The sequence below is a fragment of the Rhodococcus sp. ACS1 genome, assembly GCF_002300155.1.
In the GTDB taxonomy this organism is placed as follows: Bacteria; Actinomycetota; Actinomycetes; order Mycobacteriales; family Mycobacteriaceae; genus Rhodococcus_F; species Rhodococcus_F koreensis.
In genome coordinates this window covers 558,232-573,895 of sequence record NZ_NSDZ01000010.1, presented here as the reverse complement: position 1 = coordinate 573,895, position 15,664 = coordinate 558,232, and the positions used below count along the sequence as shown (strand labels likewise).

Sequence of the window (15,664 nt, the reverse complement as noted above, 5' to 3'; positions counted from 1 at the left end):
TCACGAAGTCACCGTCGCGTCGCGCTCCTCCGGCTCGTCGAGTTCGACCGGCGCATCACCGACGCCGAGATCGTCGTACGGGTTGAGCGCGGCGAGCACCAACGTCACGACGCACGCGACGAGCGGTTGGAAGATCAGCACCAGCGGGGTCCCGATCCCCGGCGCGACCGCCACGACGGCACCGGCGGTCGAGGTGTCGGGATCGGGGAAACGCAGGGCCGCCACACCGATGCCGCCGAGGGCCATCACACAGGCCCCGGCCACGCTGCCGGCGAGTACAGCGCCCAGTGCCACCGGTCCGCGACTTCGCCGCGCCGTCCACGCCGAGACCGCGGTGAGGATGCCGACCACCAGGCCGGCACACGCGAACATCCCGACCGCGTCGAACCGGTGCACGCTCTCCCCCGTCAGCGACACCCCGCGGTCGGGGGACACCACCAGCAGATGTTCGGGTGGTGCCAGAAGTCCCCACAGCACCCCGGCGAGCGCGCTCGCCACCACCGTCCCGCAGAAGATTCCGGCGGCAGATCGAACCCTGAAGCGCGGGAGCGTGGTCACGCGTGCGACGCTACCGCCGTCCGCGGCAGATCGAGTCGAACACACCGTGGCGGGAACATTTCGCCCACCAGCCGTCGGGGCTGATCTGCACCACCATCCGGCGGCCGCACGCCTCGCAGAAGCGGGGCGGTTCCAGCCCGAGTTGCGCGGCGGTGGGGACCGCGTCGTCCACACCGGCCACCACGCGGCGGCCGGTGTACGGGTTGTAGCGCTCCTCCAGGCCGTCGGCGTCGCCCGCGGTCGTCTCCATGGTCGTCACAGGGTGTCGTTCAGGGCCTTGATCGGCATCTGCAGATCGACGAGCAGGTCGAGGTCCTGTTCCGCCGGACGGCCGAGGGTCGTCAGGTAGTTGCCGACGATCACGGCGTTGATGCCGCCGAGGATGCCCTGCTTGGCGCCGAGGTCGCCGAGGGTGATCTCGCGGCCGCCCGCGAAGCGGAGGATGGTGCGGGGCAGCGCGAGCCGGAAGGCGGCCACCGACTTGAGGGCCTCGCTCGCCGGCAGCACCTCGAGGTCGCCGAACGGGGTTCCCGGACGCGGGTTGAGGAAGTTCAGCGGGACCTCGTCGGGTTCGAGTTCGGCCAGGTTGGCCGCGAACTCGGCGCGCTGCTCGAGGCTCTCACCCATGCCGAGGATGCCGCCGCAGCACACCTCCATGCCGGCTTCGCGGACCATGCGGAGGGTGTTCCAGCGTTCGTCCCACGTGTGGGTGGTGACGACGTTCGGGAAGTGGGACTTCGACGTCTCCAGGTTGTGGTTGTAGCGGTGCACTCCCATCGCGGCGAGCTGGTCGACCTGTTCCTGGGTGAGCATGCCCAGCGAGCAGGCGATCTGGATGTCGACCTCGTTGCGGATAGCCTCGATACCAGCGGCGACCTGGGCGAGCAGCCGCTCGTCGGGCCCGCGGACGGCGGCGACGATGCAGAATTCGCTGGCACCGGACTTGGCGGTCTGCTTGGCGGCCTCGACGAGCGACGGGATGTCGAGCCACGCGGCGCGCACCGGCGACTGGAACAGCCCGGACTGCGAGCAGAAGTGGCAGTCCTCGGGGCAGCCGCCGGTCTTGAGGCTGATGATGCCCTCGACCTCGACCTCGGGGCCGCACCACTTCATCCGCACGTCGTGCGCGAGGGCGAGCAGGTCCTCGAGGCGGTCGTCGGGAAGTTGCAGGACTTCGAGCACCTGGCTCTCGTTCAGCGCTTCGCCGCGCTCGAGAACCTGCTCACGCGCGAGGGCGAGAATGTCTGTCTGTACCGGGGCCGAGGTCACACGTATCTCCTGGAAAACGGGCCGATCACGTGCCGTGAGTCGACGGAACCGAAAAATTGAACACCGTACAAGTTGAACGGTGTTCACGTTAGATCCGTGATGGAATACTGTCAAAGCCGGAGCAAGCTTTTCGACGAGATTGGGAGATCACACAGTGCAATTGCGACGCGGCGACGTACTCGACGGCGCAATGGCCATCCTCGACGAGTTCGGCCTCGCCGACCTCACGATGCGCAGACTCGCAACGGCCCTCGGCGTGCAGCCCGGCGCGCTGTACTGGCATTTCCCCAACAAGCAGACGTTGCTCGGTGCCCTCGCCGACAAGATCCTCGAAGACGTCGACGCCCCGGTCACGGCGCCCGGATGGGACGCGGAGTTCACCGAACTGGCGCATCGGCTGCGCACAGCGCTGCTCGCCCACCGTGACGGCGCCGAACTGGTCTCCGCCACCTACGCGTCCCGCATGACCAACTCCCGGGTCCGGGAAAGCTTCGCGGCCGTGGGTCTGCGATCCGGGCTGTCCCGCGAACACGCCGAACTGTCGTCCTACTCGCTGCTCTACTACGTCCTCGGCCACACGGTCGACGAGCAGTCGCGGGCGCAGATGGAATCGGCAGGCGCTCTCACCCGCGCCGCGCTCTCCCCCGACGCCCCGCAGTCGCAGATCGCGGCGTACGACGAGGATCTCCTCGACGGCGATCCGGCGGTGCGGTTCGACTTCGGCTTGTCGCTGTTCGTCGACGGAATTCGCGCGCGACTGAAAGACTCCGCCCACCGCCCGTGAGCGGGCACAATTGAGTGGACGCCGCGCCGGCCACTCGCGGACCGCGCGGCGCCTCCCACGGCCCAGGGACGGACGCGATGACGTCTTCGCTCGGCCGCCGCGCCGGAACGGCCCTCGCGGCGGCACTCGCACTGTCGCTTCTCGCCGCGCCCACGCCGGCGCCGGCGCAGACCGCGGTGGGCGATCCCGGTGCCGTCGTCGCCGAGACCCCGGTGGCGACGGACGCGCGGCCGGCGGGTGTCGCCGAGGCCACGTACGTCACGTACTGGACGACAGGGCCGATGAACGAACCCGCGCTCAGCACCGGCGCGGTCCTGCTGCCACCCGGTGACGCGCCACCCGGCGGATGGCCCGTGGTGTCCTGGGCCCACGGAACGGTCGGCATCGCCGACGCGTGCGCGCCGACGGTGACGGGGAAACTCGCCGGACCGTACGTCAAGGCCTGGCTCGACCAGGGGTACGCCATCGTCGCAACGGATTACGTCGGCCTCGGCACACCCGGCGTGCACCCGTACCTGGACGGACCCACCGAGGCGCACAGCGTGATCGACATGGTGCGCGCGGCGCGGGCCGTCACGCCGTCCCTGTCGAACCGGTGGGTCGCGATCGGTCAATCGCAGGGCGGCCACGCCGCTCTCGTCGCCGCCTCGATGGCCACCACCTACGCACCCGATCTCGACTTCCGCGGCACCGTCGCCACCGGTGCCCCGTCCAATCTGGAGAACCTCGCGCCCCTCGTCGGCCCAGGTTTCCCGCAGATCCCCCTCACCGGGAGCACGGTGTTCGTGGCGTACGCGCTCGCGGGACTGCGCGCGTCGCGGCCCGACCTGGACGTCGACAGCTACCTCACCCCGCTCGGCGTCGACGTCCTGAATCGTGTCGAGTCGCTCTGCTACGAGGAGGCGGCCCCGCAACTCGCCGGCATCTCCATCGGGCAGTTGATGTCGCGCCCCCTCGACGACCCGGCGGTCCTGGCGGCGCTGCGCACCACGCTCGGAGTCCCCGTCCGGGGCTACGACCGGCCGTTGTTCATCGGTCAGGGATTGTTCGACGACGTCGTCCCCATCGCCCTCACCTGGAAGTTCACCGCCGACCTCACCGCGAACGGGCAGCAGTTCCTCTTCCGGACGTATCCGACGGGCCACCTCACGACCATGCCCGCGTCCCTGCCCGACACCACCGCGTTCGTCCGGAGCCTGTTCGGCTGAGATTCACTGGTAAGACCACTTGACCTCTTACCTGTAGCCGTTCTAGTGTCGGGTCATGATGTTCGAGCCGATCGCGCGGAAATCCGCCTCCACCGAAGTCTTCGACCAGATCACCGCGCGCGTACTCGGCGGCGACCTCGCCGCCGGCGAGGCCCTGCCCAGCGAGCGGCGCCTGGCCGAGGCGTTCGGGGTGTCCCGGCCCGCGGTCCGGGAAGCGATCCAGAAACTCGCCCAGGCCGGGCTCGTCGAGGTCCGGCAGGGCGACGCCACCTCGGTCCGCGACTTCCGGCAGCACGGCGGGCCCGAACTGCTGTCCCAGCTGCTGATCCGCGGCGGTGAACCCGACTGGGCGGTGGTCCGCAGCATCCTCGAGGCCCGGCGGATGATCGGCGTGCAGATCGCCCGGCTCGCCGCGGACCGGGCGACCGAGAAGTCGGCCGCAGCTCTCCGCGAGGCCGTGGATCACCTTGCTGCCGAGAGCGATCCCGTCGCGCAGCAGGTCGGCGCGCTGGCCTTCTGGGAGCGCGTCGTCGACACCGCCGATTCCATCGCGTTCCGGCTCATCTTCAACAGCCTCCGCAACGCGTACGAACCGACCATGACCGCGATGGCCGCCGTGATGGTCGCGGAGGTCGGCCGCGCCGACCTGTACCACCGGCTTGCGGACGCCATCTCCGCACACGACGAAGACCTCGCGGCGCACACCGCCACCACCCTGCTCGACCTCGGGACGGCGGCCGTGACCGCCGTGATCGACACACTGCAACACCACGATTCGGAGAAGGACACATGACCACGACACCTCCCGCAGATCGCCGCCAGCGCAGGTCGATCACCCTCCGCGACGCCGCAGACCAGTTCCGCCGCCACCCGTCCCCGTGGATGATCGGCGGCATGCTCGCCGCTGCCTCGGTCGCCCGCGTCGTCGTCGGCGACTGGCAGGTCACCGATGCCGTCGTGCCGCTGGTGATGCTGGCGGTGTTCCCGTTCGCCGAATGGGTCATCCACGTCTGCATCCTGCACTGGAAGCCCCGGAAGGTCCTGGGCCTGACCGTCGATTCGCTCCTCGCCCGGAAGCATCGCGAGCACCACGTCGATCCCCGCGACGTGCCGCTCGTCTTCATTCCGTGGCAGACCCTGATGTGGCTGATCCCGGTTCTCGTGGCGCTCGCAGTGTTCACGTTCCCCCGCACCGGGCTCGGGCTGACCTTCCTCGTGGTGCTGAGCGTCCTGGGCGTCCTCTACGAATGGACGCACTACCTCATCCACAGCGACTACAAGCCGAACTCCCGCCTCTACCGCGCGATCTGGCGCAACCACCGCCATCACCACTACAAGAACGAGCACTACTGGTTCACCGTCACCACCTCGGGAACCGCCGACCGGATCCTCGGCACCGACCCGGACCCCGAATCGGTCGAGAAATCGCCCACCGCCCGCAACCTCCACGCCGTGCGCTGACGCACCCGTGAGTACTTATTAACGTCGGGCGGTTAACAAGTACTCACGGGCCCGAAGGGCACTAACGACGGCGAAAGAGCTTGTTGCCCAACCAGACGATCGGGTCGTACCGCCGGTCGACCACCCGTTCCTTCATCGGAATGATGGCGTTGTCGGTGATCTTGATCCCTTCGGGGCACACCTCGGTGCAGCACTTGGTGATGTTGCACAGCCCGAGACCGAAGTCTTCCTGCGCCGCGTCACGACGGTCCGCCGTGTCCAGGGGATGCATCTCCAGTTCGGCGACACGGATGAAGAAGCGGGGACCGGAGAACGCCGGCTTGTTGTCGTCGTGATCACGGATGACGTGGCACGTGTTCTGGCAGAGGAAGCACTCGATGCACTTGCGGAATTCCTGCGACCGTTCGACGTCGATCTGCTGCATTCGGTACTCGCCCGGCCCGAGTCCCGGCGGCGGGGTGAACGACGGGATCTCCCTCGCCTTCTGGTAGTTGAACGACACGTCGGTGACGAGGTCCCGGATGACGGGGAACGCCCGCAGCGGTGTCACCGTCACCACCTCGTCCTCCGTGAACGTCGACATCCGGGTCATGCACATCAGCCGCGGCTGGCCGTTGATCTCCGCGGAGCACGACCCGCACTTGCCCGCCTTGCAGTTCCATCGCACCGCCAGGTCCGGGGTCTGCGTCGCCTGCAACCGGTGGATGATGTCGAGCACCACCTCACCCTCGTTGACGGGAATGGAGTAGTCCTGGAGGGCGCCGCCGTCGGCGTCGCCGCGCCATACCCGGAACTGCGCGTCGTATCCCATCTCAGGCCGTCCTTCCCGGATGTTCCGCGAGTTCGGCGTCGGTGTAGTACTTGGCCAGTTCGTCGATGTCGAACAACTCCAGCAGTTCCGGTCGCATCGGAAGCTGCGGCTCGCGGGTGACCGTGACGTCCGGGACCACGGAATCGGGGTGCGCGGACATGTCGCCGACGACGCTGCACACCAGCAGGGTGTTGCGCCACTCCGCCTCCATGCTCGGGTGGTCGTCGCGGGTGTGCCCGCCGCGACTTTCCGTGCGCAGCAGGGCCGCCTGCGCGACGCATTCGCTGACCAGCACCATGTTCCGCAGGTCCACGGCGAGGTGCCATCCCGGGTTGAACTGGCGGTGCCCCTCCACCTCCACGCCCCCGATCCGGCCCTTGATCTCCGTGAGTTTCTCCAAGGCGCGGACGATCTCGTCTTCCTTCCGGATGATGCCGACGAGGTCGTTCATGGTCTGCTGCAGTTCGGTGTGGAGCGTGTACGGGTTCTCGGTGGTACCGCCCTCCCCGACCGCGGGATCGAACGGCGACAACAGCATCCGCGCCGCCGCATCCACGGCGGCCGCGGAGACCACCGGCCGCTCCTGCAGCGACTTCACGTACTCCGCCGCCCCCAGTCCGGCGCGACGCCCGAACACGAGAAGGTCGGACAGCGAGTTGCCGCCGAGCCGGTTGGAGCCGTGCATCCCGCCCGAGCACTCCCCCGCGGCGAACAGACCCGCGACGCTGGACGACCCGCTGTCGGGGTCGACCTCGATGCCCCCCATCACGTAGTGGCAGGTGGGCCCGACCTCCATCTGTTCCTTGGTGATGTCGACGTCCGCGAGTTCCTTGAACTGGTGGTACATCGACGGCAGCCGCCGGACGATCTCGTCGGCGGGCATCCGCGAGGCGATGTCGAGGTACACGCCGCCGTGCGGGGTCTGCCGTCCGGCCTTGACCTCGGAGTTGATAGCGCGGGCCACCTCGTCGCGGGGCAGCAGATCCGGTGTGCGGCGGTTGTTGTCGGAATCCTTGTACCAGCCGTCGGCCTCTTCCTCGGTCTCCGCGTACTGCCCTTTGAAGACCGGCGGGATGTACGAGAACATGAACCGCTCGCCCTCGGAGTTCTTCAGGACCCCGCCGTCGCCGCGGACGCCTTCCGTCACGAGGATGCCCTTGACGCTCGGCGGCCACACCATGCCGGTGGGGTGGAACTGCACGAACTCCATGTTGATGAGGTTGGCGCCTGCGCGGAGAGCGAGGGCGTGACCGTCGCCGGTGTACTCCCACGAGTTCGACGTCACCTTGAACGACTTGCCGATCCCGCCCGTGGCCATCACCACGGCGGGTGCCTCGAACAGCACGAAACGTCCACTCTCGCGCCAGTATCCGAAGGCACCCGAGATCCGGTCGCCGTCCTTGGTCAGCTCGGAGATGGTGCACTCGGCGAAGATCTTGATCCGCGCCTCGTAATCGCCGGTGGCGGCGAAATCTTCCTGCTGCAACGACACGATCTTCTGCTGCATGGTGCGGATCAGTTCCAGCCCGGTGCGGTCACCGACGTGCGCGAGCCGCGGATACGTGTGACCGCCGAAGTTGCGCTGGCTGATCCGGCCGTCGGGGGTCCGGTCGAACAGGGCCCCGTACGTTTCGAGTTCCCACACCCGGTCGGGAGCCTCCCGGGCGTGCAGTTCGGCCATCCGCCAGTTGTTGAGGAACTTGCCGCCGCGCATCGTGTCCTGGAAATGCGTCTGCCACGTGTCCTTCTCGTTGGCGTTCCCCATCGCGGCGGCGCAACCGCCCTCCGCCATGACGGTGTGCGCCTTGCCGAACAGCGACTTGCAGACGACGGCCACGGACAGGCCCTGCTCCCGGGCCTCGATGACGGCTCGCAGTCCGGCGCCCCCGGCACCGATGACCACGACGTCGTACTGGTGCCGTTCGACTTCCGTCATTCCACTCCCTCTTCGGTGAAGTCAGTTGATCAGGCGCAGGTCGGAGATGGTGCCGCTCGCCACGAGCATCACGTAGAAGTCGGTGACGATCAGTGTGGCGAGGGTGGTCCAGGCGAGCTGCATGTGCCGGGTGTTCAGTTTGCTGACCCCGGTCCAGAGGCGGTATCGGATCGGGTGCCGGGAGAAGTGGGTGAGCCTGCCGCCGGTGACGTGCCTGCAGGAATGGCAGGAGACGGTGTACGCCCAGAGCAGGATTACGTTGCCCACCATGATGAGGGTGCCGAGCCCGATTCCGAAGCCGCCGTCGGCGCCGTGGAACGCGCGGATCGCGTCGTACGTGTTGATCAGCGACACGACGAGTGCGACGTAGAAGAAGTAGCGGTGCGCGTTCTGGACGATCAGCGGCAGCCGCGTCTCCCCCGTGTATTTGCCGTGTGGTTCCGCGACCGCACACGCGGGCGGCGAGAACCACACCGACCGGTAGTAGGCCTTGCGGTAGTAGTAGCACGTGAGCCGGAAGCCGAGCAGGAACGGCAGCACCAGGAACCCCAGCGGGATGATCATCGGCAACTCGCCGATGGGTGTCCCGAAGTCGCTCGAACCGGGCACGCACGAATCGCTCAGGCACGGCGAGTAGAACGGCGTCAGGTAGTGGTAGTCCTCGACGAAGTACGCCGTGCGGACCCACGACCGGACCGATGCGTACACCACGAAGACGGACAGGCCGAGCACCGTCAGCAGCGGCGCCAGCCACCACCGGTCGGTGCGGAGCGTGCGTTCCGCGATCCGGGCACGCGTCGGCGCCCCCACACCGGCACTTTCGGAATTCTTCGGCGGCGCGCTCATCCGCGCTCGTAGTGGAGCCCGCCCAGCCCCTCGTCATCGATACCGAGCCACATCGACGCGTCGTACGGGGTGTCCGACACCTTGATTCGTTCCACCGGTTCGCGGTGGACGACGTTCGGTGGCGAGGAGTCGAGGTCGCGCGCGTCGATCTCGAGGCGCTCCAGATCGTTGCTCAGCCGCCGCACGGATGCGGCGTCGCCGTACATCGTTCGCAACGAACCGACTGCGCGCCGGAGGCGGTCGATGGTGCGATTCAATTCGAGCATTTCGGAGGTCGACATGTGACCCCTCCCAACCCAGCCGGATGTATCCGTGACCTGAATCACACTACCGATATTCCGGGAACCCGGGGCAGCTTTCGGCCCGCGGAAAACCGGGGCGATGAATTTCGCCGGGCGGCCGAGTCGATACCTGTAGGACAACCGAAACCGAACCCTCACCGGGAGGAAATCATGGCCGACGCCACCATCGGAAGCATCCTGCTCGCCAGCACACACCCCGAACGATTGCGGGACTGGTACACGGCCGCGTTCTCGCCGAAGGTCGACCGCACGCCCGGCGAACCGGGCTACGACGTCCTCGATTTCGACGGTTTCTACGTCATGCTCGACCGGCGCGACGACATCGGCGACACGAACCCCGAACCCGGGCGTGTCCTCCTCAACGTCGAGGTCGGCAACGCCCGCGCCGCGGCCGGCCGCCTCGACGAGCTCGGGGCGACGTGGCTGTCCCCGCTCGAGGATCGTGACGGCAGCTGGTTCGGCACCGCCGTCGACCCCGACGGCAACTACGTTCAGATCATCCAGCTCAGCGCGCGGGCGCGCGCCGAGATGTCCTGACCACCGGCAGTGGAAGAGAGACCGACATGTTGAACAACGCCAGAGCATTCAGCGGATTCGCCGTCGACGACATCGCCGCGGCCAAATCCTTCTACAGCGACACACTGGGGCTCGAGGTCACCGAGGAGGAGATGGGCCTGCTGGGCCTGCATCTCCCCCAGGGTCCCGTGGTGCTGATCTACCCGAAACCCGATCACACGCCTGCGACGTTCACGATCCTGAACTTCGCGGTCGACGACGTCGAGAAGGCCGTCGACGCGCTCATCGAACGCGGGATCCGGTTCCTGCGGTACGACGGTTTCGATCAGGACGACAAGGGAATCATGCGCGGCAACGGGCCGGACATCGCCTGGTTCACCGACCCGGCAGGCAACGTGCTGTCGGTGCTCGCGGAATCCTGACCGTCCCGCTCAGCGAGCCGTGATCGTCGCCTTCAGCCACGTACCGTCGAACCATGTGGACGCGGACGCGGCGAACGACGCCGGGTCGAGACGGCCGCTGCCCGCCGGGATCGAGCCGGCCAGTTCGACGCCCGTCACCGCGGGCAGGTCGTCCAGATTGCACCGCTCGGCGAGTCCGGGCTCGTCCGGCCACGACCCGATCACCGTGCCCGCGCAGGCGATCCCTGCCGCCGCCAGAGCCCGGGTCGTGAGTTCGGTGTGGTTGAGCGTGCCGAGTCCGGCCGCCGCGACCACGACGGCCGGTGCGCCGAGCGTGAGCGCGAGATCGACGAGCGTGAAGCCCTCGGCGCCCATCCGCACCAGCAACCCGCCCGCACCCTCGACGAGGACCAGATCGTGCCGGTCGGCGAGGGCGCGGACCGACTCGACGACGTCGCCGCACCGCAGCATCGGCAGGCCGCTGCGCCGGGCGGCGGTGTCGGGGGCCAGTGGCTCCGGATAGCGGGCAAGTTCCACCACCGCAGTGACACCGGACAGGCGGGTCACCTCCGCCAGATCGCCCGGTTCTCCCGGCGCGACCCCGGTCTGCGCGGGCTTGCACACCGCGACGGACAGCCCCGCCTCGCGCGCGGCCGCCGCGAGCGCCGCCGTCACCACCGTCTTGCCGACGTCCGTCGACGTTCCGGTGACCATGAGGATGCTCATGCCGACGCCCCCGCCAGGACGTCGGTGAGCACGGACTCGATCCGGGCCAGTTCGTCCTGATCGAGCGTCGCGCGGGCGGTGAGCCGCAGCCGCGACGTGCCCTCGGGCACCGACGGGGGCCGGAAGCAGCCGACGTGCAGCCCCTGCTCGCGGCAGGCGGCCGCAGCGTCGAAGGCGCGTTGCGGGTCCCCGAGGATCACCGAGACCACCGCCGACTCGGGTGCCGCGGCACCGGTGAACCGCGCGAGATCCCGGGCGCGGTTCAGGACGGAGTCGGCGCGGTGCGGTTCACGCCGCAGAACGGCGAGGGCGGCCCGGGCCGCACCGACGGCGGCCGGGGCCAGTCCGGTGTCGAAGATGAACGTGCGCGCGGCGTCGACGAGATGTGCGCGGACCTTCTCCGATGCCAGCACCACACCGCCCTGGCTGGCCAACGACTTCGACAGCGTGGCCGTGACGACGATGTCGGGTTCGCCCGCGAGCCCCACCTCGTGCACGAGTCCGCGGCCCCCTGCGCCACGGACTCCGACACCGTGGGCCTCGTCCACCACGAGAAACGCGCCGTACTCGCGGCACACGCGGTGCAGGTCGACGAGGGGCGCGAGATCACCGTCCGCGCTGAACACCGAATCCGTGACGACCAGCGCCCGCTCTTCCGGCCGGGTGGCCAGTGCGCTGCGGACGAAGTCGAGATCGGCGTGCGGTGCGACGGCCACCCTGGCCCGGGACAGCCGGCACGCGTCGACCAGCGACGCGTGGCTGCCCGCGTCGGAGACGATCAGCGTTCCGGCGCCGGACAGCGCGGTGACGGCGCCGAGATTGGCGGTGTATCCGGAGGAGAACACCAGCCCGGCGTCGGCGCCGACGAACTCGGCCAGTTCCGTTTCGAGCAGTTCGTGCTCGGTGGTCGAACCGGTGACCAGTCGCGAGCCGGTGGCCCCGGCGCCCCACCGCCGCAGCGCGGTCATCGCGCCGTGCAGCACCTCGGGGTGCCGTACGAGCCCGAGGTAGTCGTTGGACGCCAGATCGATGAGCGCGCTGCCCGGCGTGCGTGGACGCAGCTCGCGGCGCAGTCCCGCAGCGCGCCGCCGCTCCTCGACGTCGTCGAGCCAGGTGGTGAAGGTGTGGTCGGTACTCACACTCGGCACCATACGCGACTTGAACGGTGTTCAACCCGGGTGGACCCGTTTTTCCTCCGATGGCTAGGGTCGAGACCGTGACCTCCCCGAGCCTGTCCGCCGACGACATCACCTCCCTCGATGCCTCCCTGCTCTGGCATCCGTACGGCGCCTTTCCCGCGTCGACCACCCCGCTCGTGGTGGCCGAGGCGAGCGGCACCCGCCTCACACTCGCCGACGGACGCGAACTCGTCGACGGCATGAGTTCGTGGTGGGCGGCGGTCCACGGCTACCGGCATCCCGTCCTCGACGCGGCGGCGACCGCGCAGCTCGGCCGGATGAGCCACGTGATGTTCGGCGGGCTGACCCACGAACCGGCCGCGCGGCTCGCCCAGCTGCTCGTGGAGATCACCCCGGACGGACTCGACAAGGTGTTCCTCGCCGATTCCGGTTCGGTGTCCGTCGAAGTCGCCGTCAAGATGTGCCTGCAGTACTGGCGCAGTCGCGGCAGGCCGGAGCGGCATCGGCTGCTGACCTGGCGCGGCGGCTATCACGGCGACACGTTCGCGCCGATGAGCGTCTGCGACCCGGACGGCGGCATGCATTCCCTGTGGACGGACGTTCTCGCGCGGCAGGTCTTCGCGGGACCGCCGCCGCGCGAGTTCGACCCGCGGTACGTCGCAGAGTTCGAGCGCCTGGTGGCCGCGCACACCGGCGAACTGGCGGCCGTCATCGTGGAGCCGGTGGTGCAGGGCGCCGGAGGCATGCGTTTCCACGACCCCCGGTACCTCTCGGAGCTGCGCCGCATCTGCGACGAGCACGGGCTCCTGCTGGTGTTCGACGAGATCGCCACGGGCTTCGGCCGCACCGGCGAACTGTTCGCCGCGGACCACGCCGGGACCCGCCCCGACATCATGTGCGTCGGCAAGGCCCTCACCGGCGGATACCTGACCCTCGCCGCGACGCTCTGCTCCACCGACGTCGCCGAGACCATCAGCGCCGGCGACGCAGGCGGGCTGATGCACGGCCCCACGTTCATGGCGAACCCGCTGGCCTGCGCCGTCGCGGTGGCGTCGATCGAACTCCTGCTGTCGCGCGACTGGCGCGGCGAGGTCGAGGACGTGCGCCGGGGGCTCGAATCGGGTCTCGCGCCTGCCTGGGAACTGCCCGGCGTCCGGGACGTCCGGGTGCTCGGCGCGATCGGAGTGATCGAACTCTCCGAGCCCGTCGACATGCGGGCCGCAACCGACGCCGCGGTGGCGGCGGGGACCTGGTTGCGGCCCTTCCGCAACCTGATCTACGCGATGCCGCCGTACGTGTGCACCAGCGAGGACGTGCGGAAGATCACAACCGGAATGCTTGCTGCCGCACGGACCTCCACCCGGGGCTGACGGTGCGCTCTCGTCGGGCTGAGAGCGACGCGAACGCGGGCTAGTGTTCTCGATATGGAAGCGAGCGAGTCGACCGGCACCACGCCCATTCCCGTGTGGCCCGGCAGCGCCTACCCGCTGGGCGCCACCTACGACGGGGCCGGGACGAACTTCTCCTTGTTTTCCGAGGTCGCCGAGGCGGTCGATCTGTGCCTGATCGCGAAGGACGGCACGGAGACGCGGGTGCGCCTCGACGAGGTCGACGGCTACGTGTGGCATGCATACCTGCCGACCGTCGTGCCCGGGCAGCGGTACGGGTACCGGATCCACGGCCCCTGGAACCCCTCGGCCGGGCACCGCTGCGACCCCAGCAAGCTTCTCCTCGACCCCTACGGCAAGGCGTTCGACGGCGAATTCGACGGCGACCGGTCCCTGTTCTCCTACGACATCGACGCGTCCGCGGAGGACGCCCTCGCGGACGCCGGGGACGAGGAATCCGGGGACGACCCGCTGATCGTCGACACCGACGACGACATCGAGGCGGAGGACGCCGAGGACGCACGCGCAGCGGAAGCCGAGGCCGACTCGGCGCCGGGACTGCCCGGACACGATTCGCTCGGCCACACGATGACGACGGTCGTGATCAACCCGTTCTTCGACTGGGCCGCCGACCGCGCACCGAAACACCCGTACCACGACACCGTGATCTACGAGGCCCACGTCAAGGGCATGACGGCGACGCATCCCGGTGTGCCGGAAGAACTTCGCGGCACGTATGCGGGCCTCGCGCATCCGGTGATCATCGACCACCTCGTCGACCTCGGCGTCACCGCGATCGAACTGATGCCGGTGCACCAGTTCATGCACGATCAGACCCTGCTCGACAAGGGGTTGCGGAACTACTGGGGCTACAACACGTTCGGCTTCCTGGCCCCGCACACCGGGTATTCGTCGGCGGAGAAGCCGGGCGCCGCGGTGTCGGAGTTCAAGGCGATGGTCCGCTCGTTCCACGAGGCGGGCATCGAGGTCATCCTCGACGTCGTCTACAACCACACCGCCGAGGGCAACCATCTCGGTCCGACCATCTCGTTCCGCGGCATCGACAACGCCGCCTACTACCGGCTCGTCGACGGCGACGCCGAGCACTACATGGACTACACGGGCACCGGGAACAGCCTCAACGCCCGGCACCCGCACACCCTGCAGCTGATCATGGACTCGCTGCGGTACTGGGTCACCGAGATGCACGTCGACGGCTTCCGCTTCGACCTCGCGTCCACGCTCGCCCGCGAACTGCACGACGTCGACCGGCTCTCCGCGTTCTTCGACCTCGTCCAGCAGGATCCGATCGTCAGCCAGGTCAAGCTCATCGCCGAACCCTGGGACATCGGCGAGGGCGGCTACCAGGTGGGCAACTTCCCCGGACTGTGGACGGAGTGGAACGGCAAGTACCGGGACACCGTCCGCGACTACTGGCGGGGCGAACCGGCGACGCTCGGCGAATTCGCGTCCCGGCTCACCGGCTCCTCCGACCTGTACGAGGCGACCGGCCGCCGCCCCGGCGCGAGCATCAACTTCGTCATCGCCCACGACGGGTTCACCCTGCACGACCTGGTGTCGTACAACGAGAAGCACAACGAGGCCAACGGCGAGGACAACAACGACGGCGAGAGCCACAACCGGTCCTGGAACTGCGGCGTCGAGGGACCCACGGACGATCCGGAGATCCTCGATCTGCGGGGGCGGCAGACCCGCAACATCCTGGCCACCCTCCTGCTCAGCCAGGGGACGCCGATGCTCGCGCACGGTGATGAGATGGGCCGCACCCAGCAGGGCAACAACAACGTGTACTGCCAGGACTCGGAACTGTCGTGGATGGACTGGTCGCTGGGGGACACCAACGCCGACCTCGTCGAGTTCACCAAACGGGTCATCGCGCTGCGGATGAAGAATCCGGTGTTCCGCCGCCGCCGGTTCTTCGAGGGCACCCCCATCCGCAGCGGCGACCAGACCCGTGACATCGCCTGGCTCACCCCGTCCGGTGAGGAGATGACCCCCGAGGACTGGGACAGTGGTTTCGGGAAGTCCCTTGCGGTGTTCCTCAACGGCGAGGGCATCCCCGAACCCAACCACCGCGGCGAGCGGGTGGTCGGCGACTCGTTCCTGCTGTGTTTCAACGCGCACGACGAGGAGATCGAGTTCTCCACGCCGAACTCCGATTACGCCGACGAGTGGGCGGTCGTGCTCGACACCGCCGTGCCGACGGGGGCGAAGGACGCGGTGATCAAGGCCGGGAATTCGCTGCAGGTCGAGGCCCGGTCGCTGGTCGTGCTGCGCCGGACCGCCTGAGCCGGGGAC

Annotated in this window: 17 protein-coding genes; 8 read left to right on the top strand and 9 right to left on the bottom strand. The window is 68.6% G+C overall.

Annotated elements, in window-relative coordinates; all coding sequences use genetic code 11:
• The 3 genes from CJ179_RS41035 to bioB are packed head-to-tail and all read right to left on the bottom strand — an operon-like array spanning position 1 to position 1,827.
• Positions 1-558 (bottom strand): DUF2567 domain-containing protein, encoded by a 558-nt coding sequence (locus CJ179_RS41035; RefSeq protein ID WP_095865257.1) that lies wholly within the window; start codon positions 556-558, stop codon positions 1-3.
• A 10-nt stretch (positions 559-568) separates the two neighbouring features.
• Positions 569-808, bottom strand: coding sequence for a hypothetical protein (locus tag CJ179_RS41030; RefSeq protein WP_095865328.1), 240 nt, complete (start codon positions 806-808; stop codon positions 569-571).
• Positions 809-813: 5 nt separating this feature from the next.
• Entirely contained in the window at positions 814-1,827 is a 1,014-nt protein-coding gene (bioB, locus tag CJ179_RS41025; RefSeq protein WP_087556279.1) for a biotin synthase BioB, read from the bottom strand.
• Positions 1,828-1,981: 154 nt separating this feature from the next.
• Here bioB and CJ179_RS41020 point away from each other — a divergent pair, with 154 nt between their 5' ends.
• From CJ179_RS41020 to CJ179_RS41005, 4 genes are all read left to right on the top strand, one after another.
• Entirely contained in the window at positions 1,982-2,611 is a 630-nt protein-coding gene (locus CJ179_RS41020; RefSeq protein WP_095865256.1) for a TetR/AcrR family transcriptional regulator C-terminal domain-containing protein, read from the top strand.
• Positions 2,612-2,688: 77 nt separating this feature from the next.
• Entirely contained in the window at positions 2,689-3,819 is a 1,131-nt protein-coding gene (locus CJ179_RS41015) for a lipase family protein (RefSeq protein WP_095865255.1), read from the top strand.
• A gap of 55 nt (positions 3,820-3,874) precedes the next feature.
• Positions 3,875-4,612, top strand: a complete 738-nt coding sequence (locus CJ179_RS41010) for a FadR/GntR family transcriptional regulator (protein ID WP_083395832.1) — start codon at positions 3,875-3,877, stop codon at positions 4,610-4,612.
• Positions 4,609-5,280 (top strand): sterol desaturase family protein, encoded by a 672-nt coding sequence (locus tag CJ179_RS41005; protein WP_095865254.1) that lies wholly within the window; start codon positions 4,609-4,611, stop codon positions 5,278-5,280. Before CJ179_RS41010 ends, CJ179_RS41005 begins: the two co-directional genes overlap by 4 nt.
• A 61-nt stretch (positions 5,281-5,341) precedes the next feature.
• Here CJ179_RS41005 and CJ179_RS41000 read toward each other — a convergent pair whose 3' ends face one another.
• From CJ179_RS41000 to CJ179_RS40985, 4 genes are read right to left on the bottom strand one after another with little or no spacing between them, the layout of a single operon-like run.
• On the bottom strand, positions 5,342-6,091 hold the full coding sequence (locus CJ179_RS41000) for a succinate dehydrogenase/fumarate reductase iron-sulfur subunit (protein ID WP_095865253.1): 750 nt from the start codon (positions 6,089-6,091) through the stop codon (positions 5,342-5,344).
• A 1-nt stretch (position 6,092) separates the two neighbouring features.
• On the bottom strand, positions 6,093-8,027 hold the full coding sequence (locus CJ179_RS40995) for a fumarate reductase/succinate dehydrogenase flavoprotein subunit (RefSeq protein ID WP_072945275.1): 1,935 nt from the start codon (positions 8,025-8,027) through the stop codon (positions 6,093-6,095).
• A 21-nt stretch (positions 8,028-8,048) separates the two neighbouring features.
• The gene (locus CJ179_RS40990) at positions 8,049-8,873 is read right to left on the bottom strand and encodes a hypothetical protein (protein ID WP_072945277.1); all 825 of its coding nucleotides are present in this window, start codon (positions 8,871-8,873) and stop codon (positions 8,049-8,051) included.
• Positions 8,870-9,154, bottom strand: coding sequence for a hypothetical protein (locus tag CJ179_RS40985; RefSeq protein WP_072945279.1), 285 nt, complete (start codon positions 9,152-9,154; stop codon positions 8,870-8,872). Before CJ179_RS40985 ends, CJ179_RS40990 begins: the two co-directional genes overlap by 4 nt.
• A 171-nt stretch (positions 9,155-9,325) precedes the next feature.
• Here CJ179_RS40985 and CJ179_RS51840 point away from each other — a divergent pair, with 171 nt between their 5' ends.
• Both CJ179_RS51840 and CJ179_RS51835 read left to right on the top strand, forming a co-directional pair.
• Positions 9,326-9,712: a VOC family protein gene (locus CJ179_RS51840; protein ID WP_179377864.1), complete on the top strand. Its 387-nt coding sequence runs from the start codon at positions 9,326-9,328 to the stop codon at positions 9,710-9,712.
• A gap of 26 nt (positions 9,713-9,738) precedes the next feature.
• Positions 9,739-10,113, top strand: a complete 375-nt coding sequence (locus CJ179_RS51835; protein WP_179377863.1) for a VOC family protein — start codon at positions 9,739-9,741, stop codon at positions 10,111-10,113.
• A 9-nt stretch (positions 10,114-10,122) separates the two neighbouring features.
• Here CJ179_RS51835 and bioD read toward each other — a convergent pair whose 3' ends face one another.
• Positions 10,123-10,818 (bottom strand): dethiobiotin synthase, encoded by a 696-nt coding sequence (gene bioD, locus CJ179_RS40975; protein WP_072945282.1) that lies wholly within the window; start codon positions 10,816-10,818, stop codon positions 10,123-10,125.
• The gene (locus CJ179_RS40970) at positions 10,815-11,969 is read right to left on the bottom strand and encodes an 8-amino-7-oxononanoate synthase (protein ID WP_095865252.1); all 1,155 of its coding nucleotides are present in this window, start codon (positions 11,967-11,969) and stop codon (positions 10,815-10,817) included. The genes bioD and CJ179_RS40970 overlap by 4 nt, the downstream gene beginning before the upstream one ends.
• A 65-nt stretch (positions 11,970-12,034) precedes the next feature.
• Here CJ179_RS40970 and CJ179_RS40965 point away from each other — a divergent pair, with 65 nt between their 5' ends.
• Complete coding sequence (locus tag CJ179_RS40965; RefSeq protein WP_072945287.1) at positions 12,035-13,327, top strand: adenosylmethionine--8-amino-7-oxononanoate transaminase; 1,293 nt, start codon at positions 12,035-12,037, stop codon at positions 13,325-13,327.
• 54 nt (positions 13,328-13,381) lie between these two features.
• Positions 13,382-15,655 carry a glycogen debranching protein GlgX gene (glgX, locus tag CJ179_RS40960; RefSeq protein ID WP_072945298.1) on the top strand — a complete coding sequence of 758 codons (2,274 nt, stop codon included), beginning with the start codon at positions 13,382-13,384 and terminating at the stop codon, positions 15,653-15,655.
• Positions 15,656-15,664: the final 9 nt, after the last annotated feature.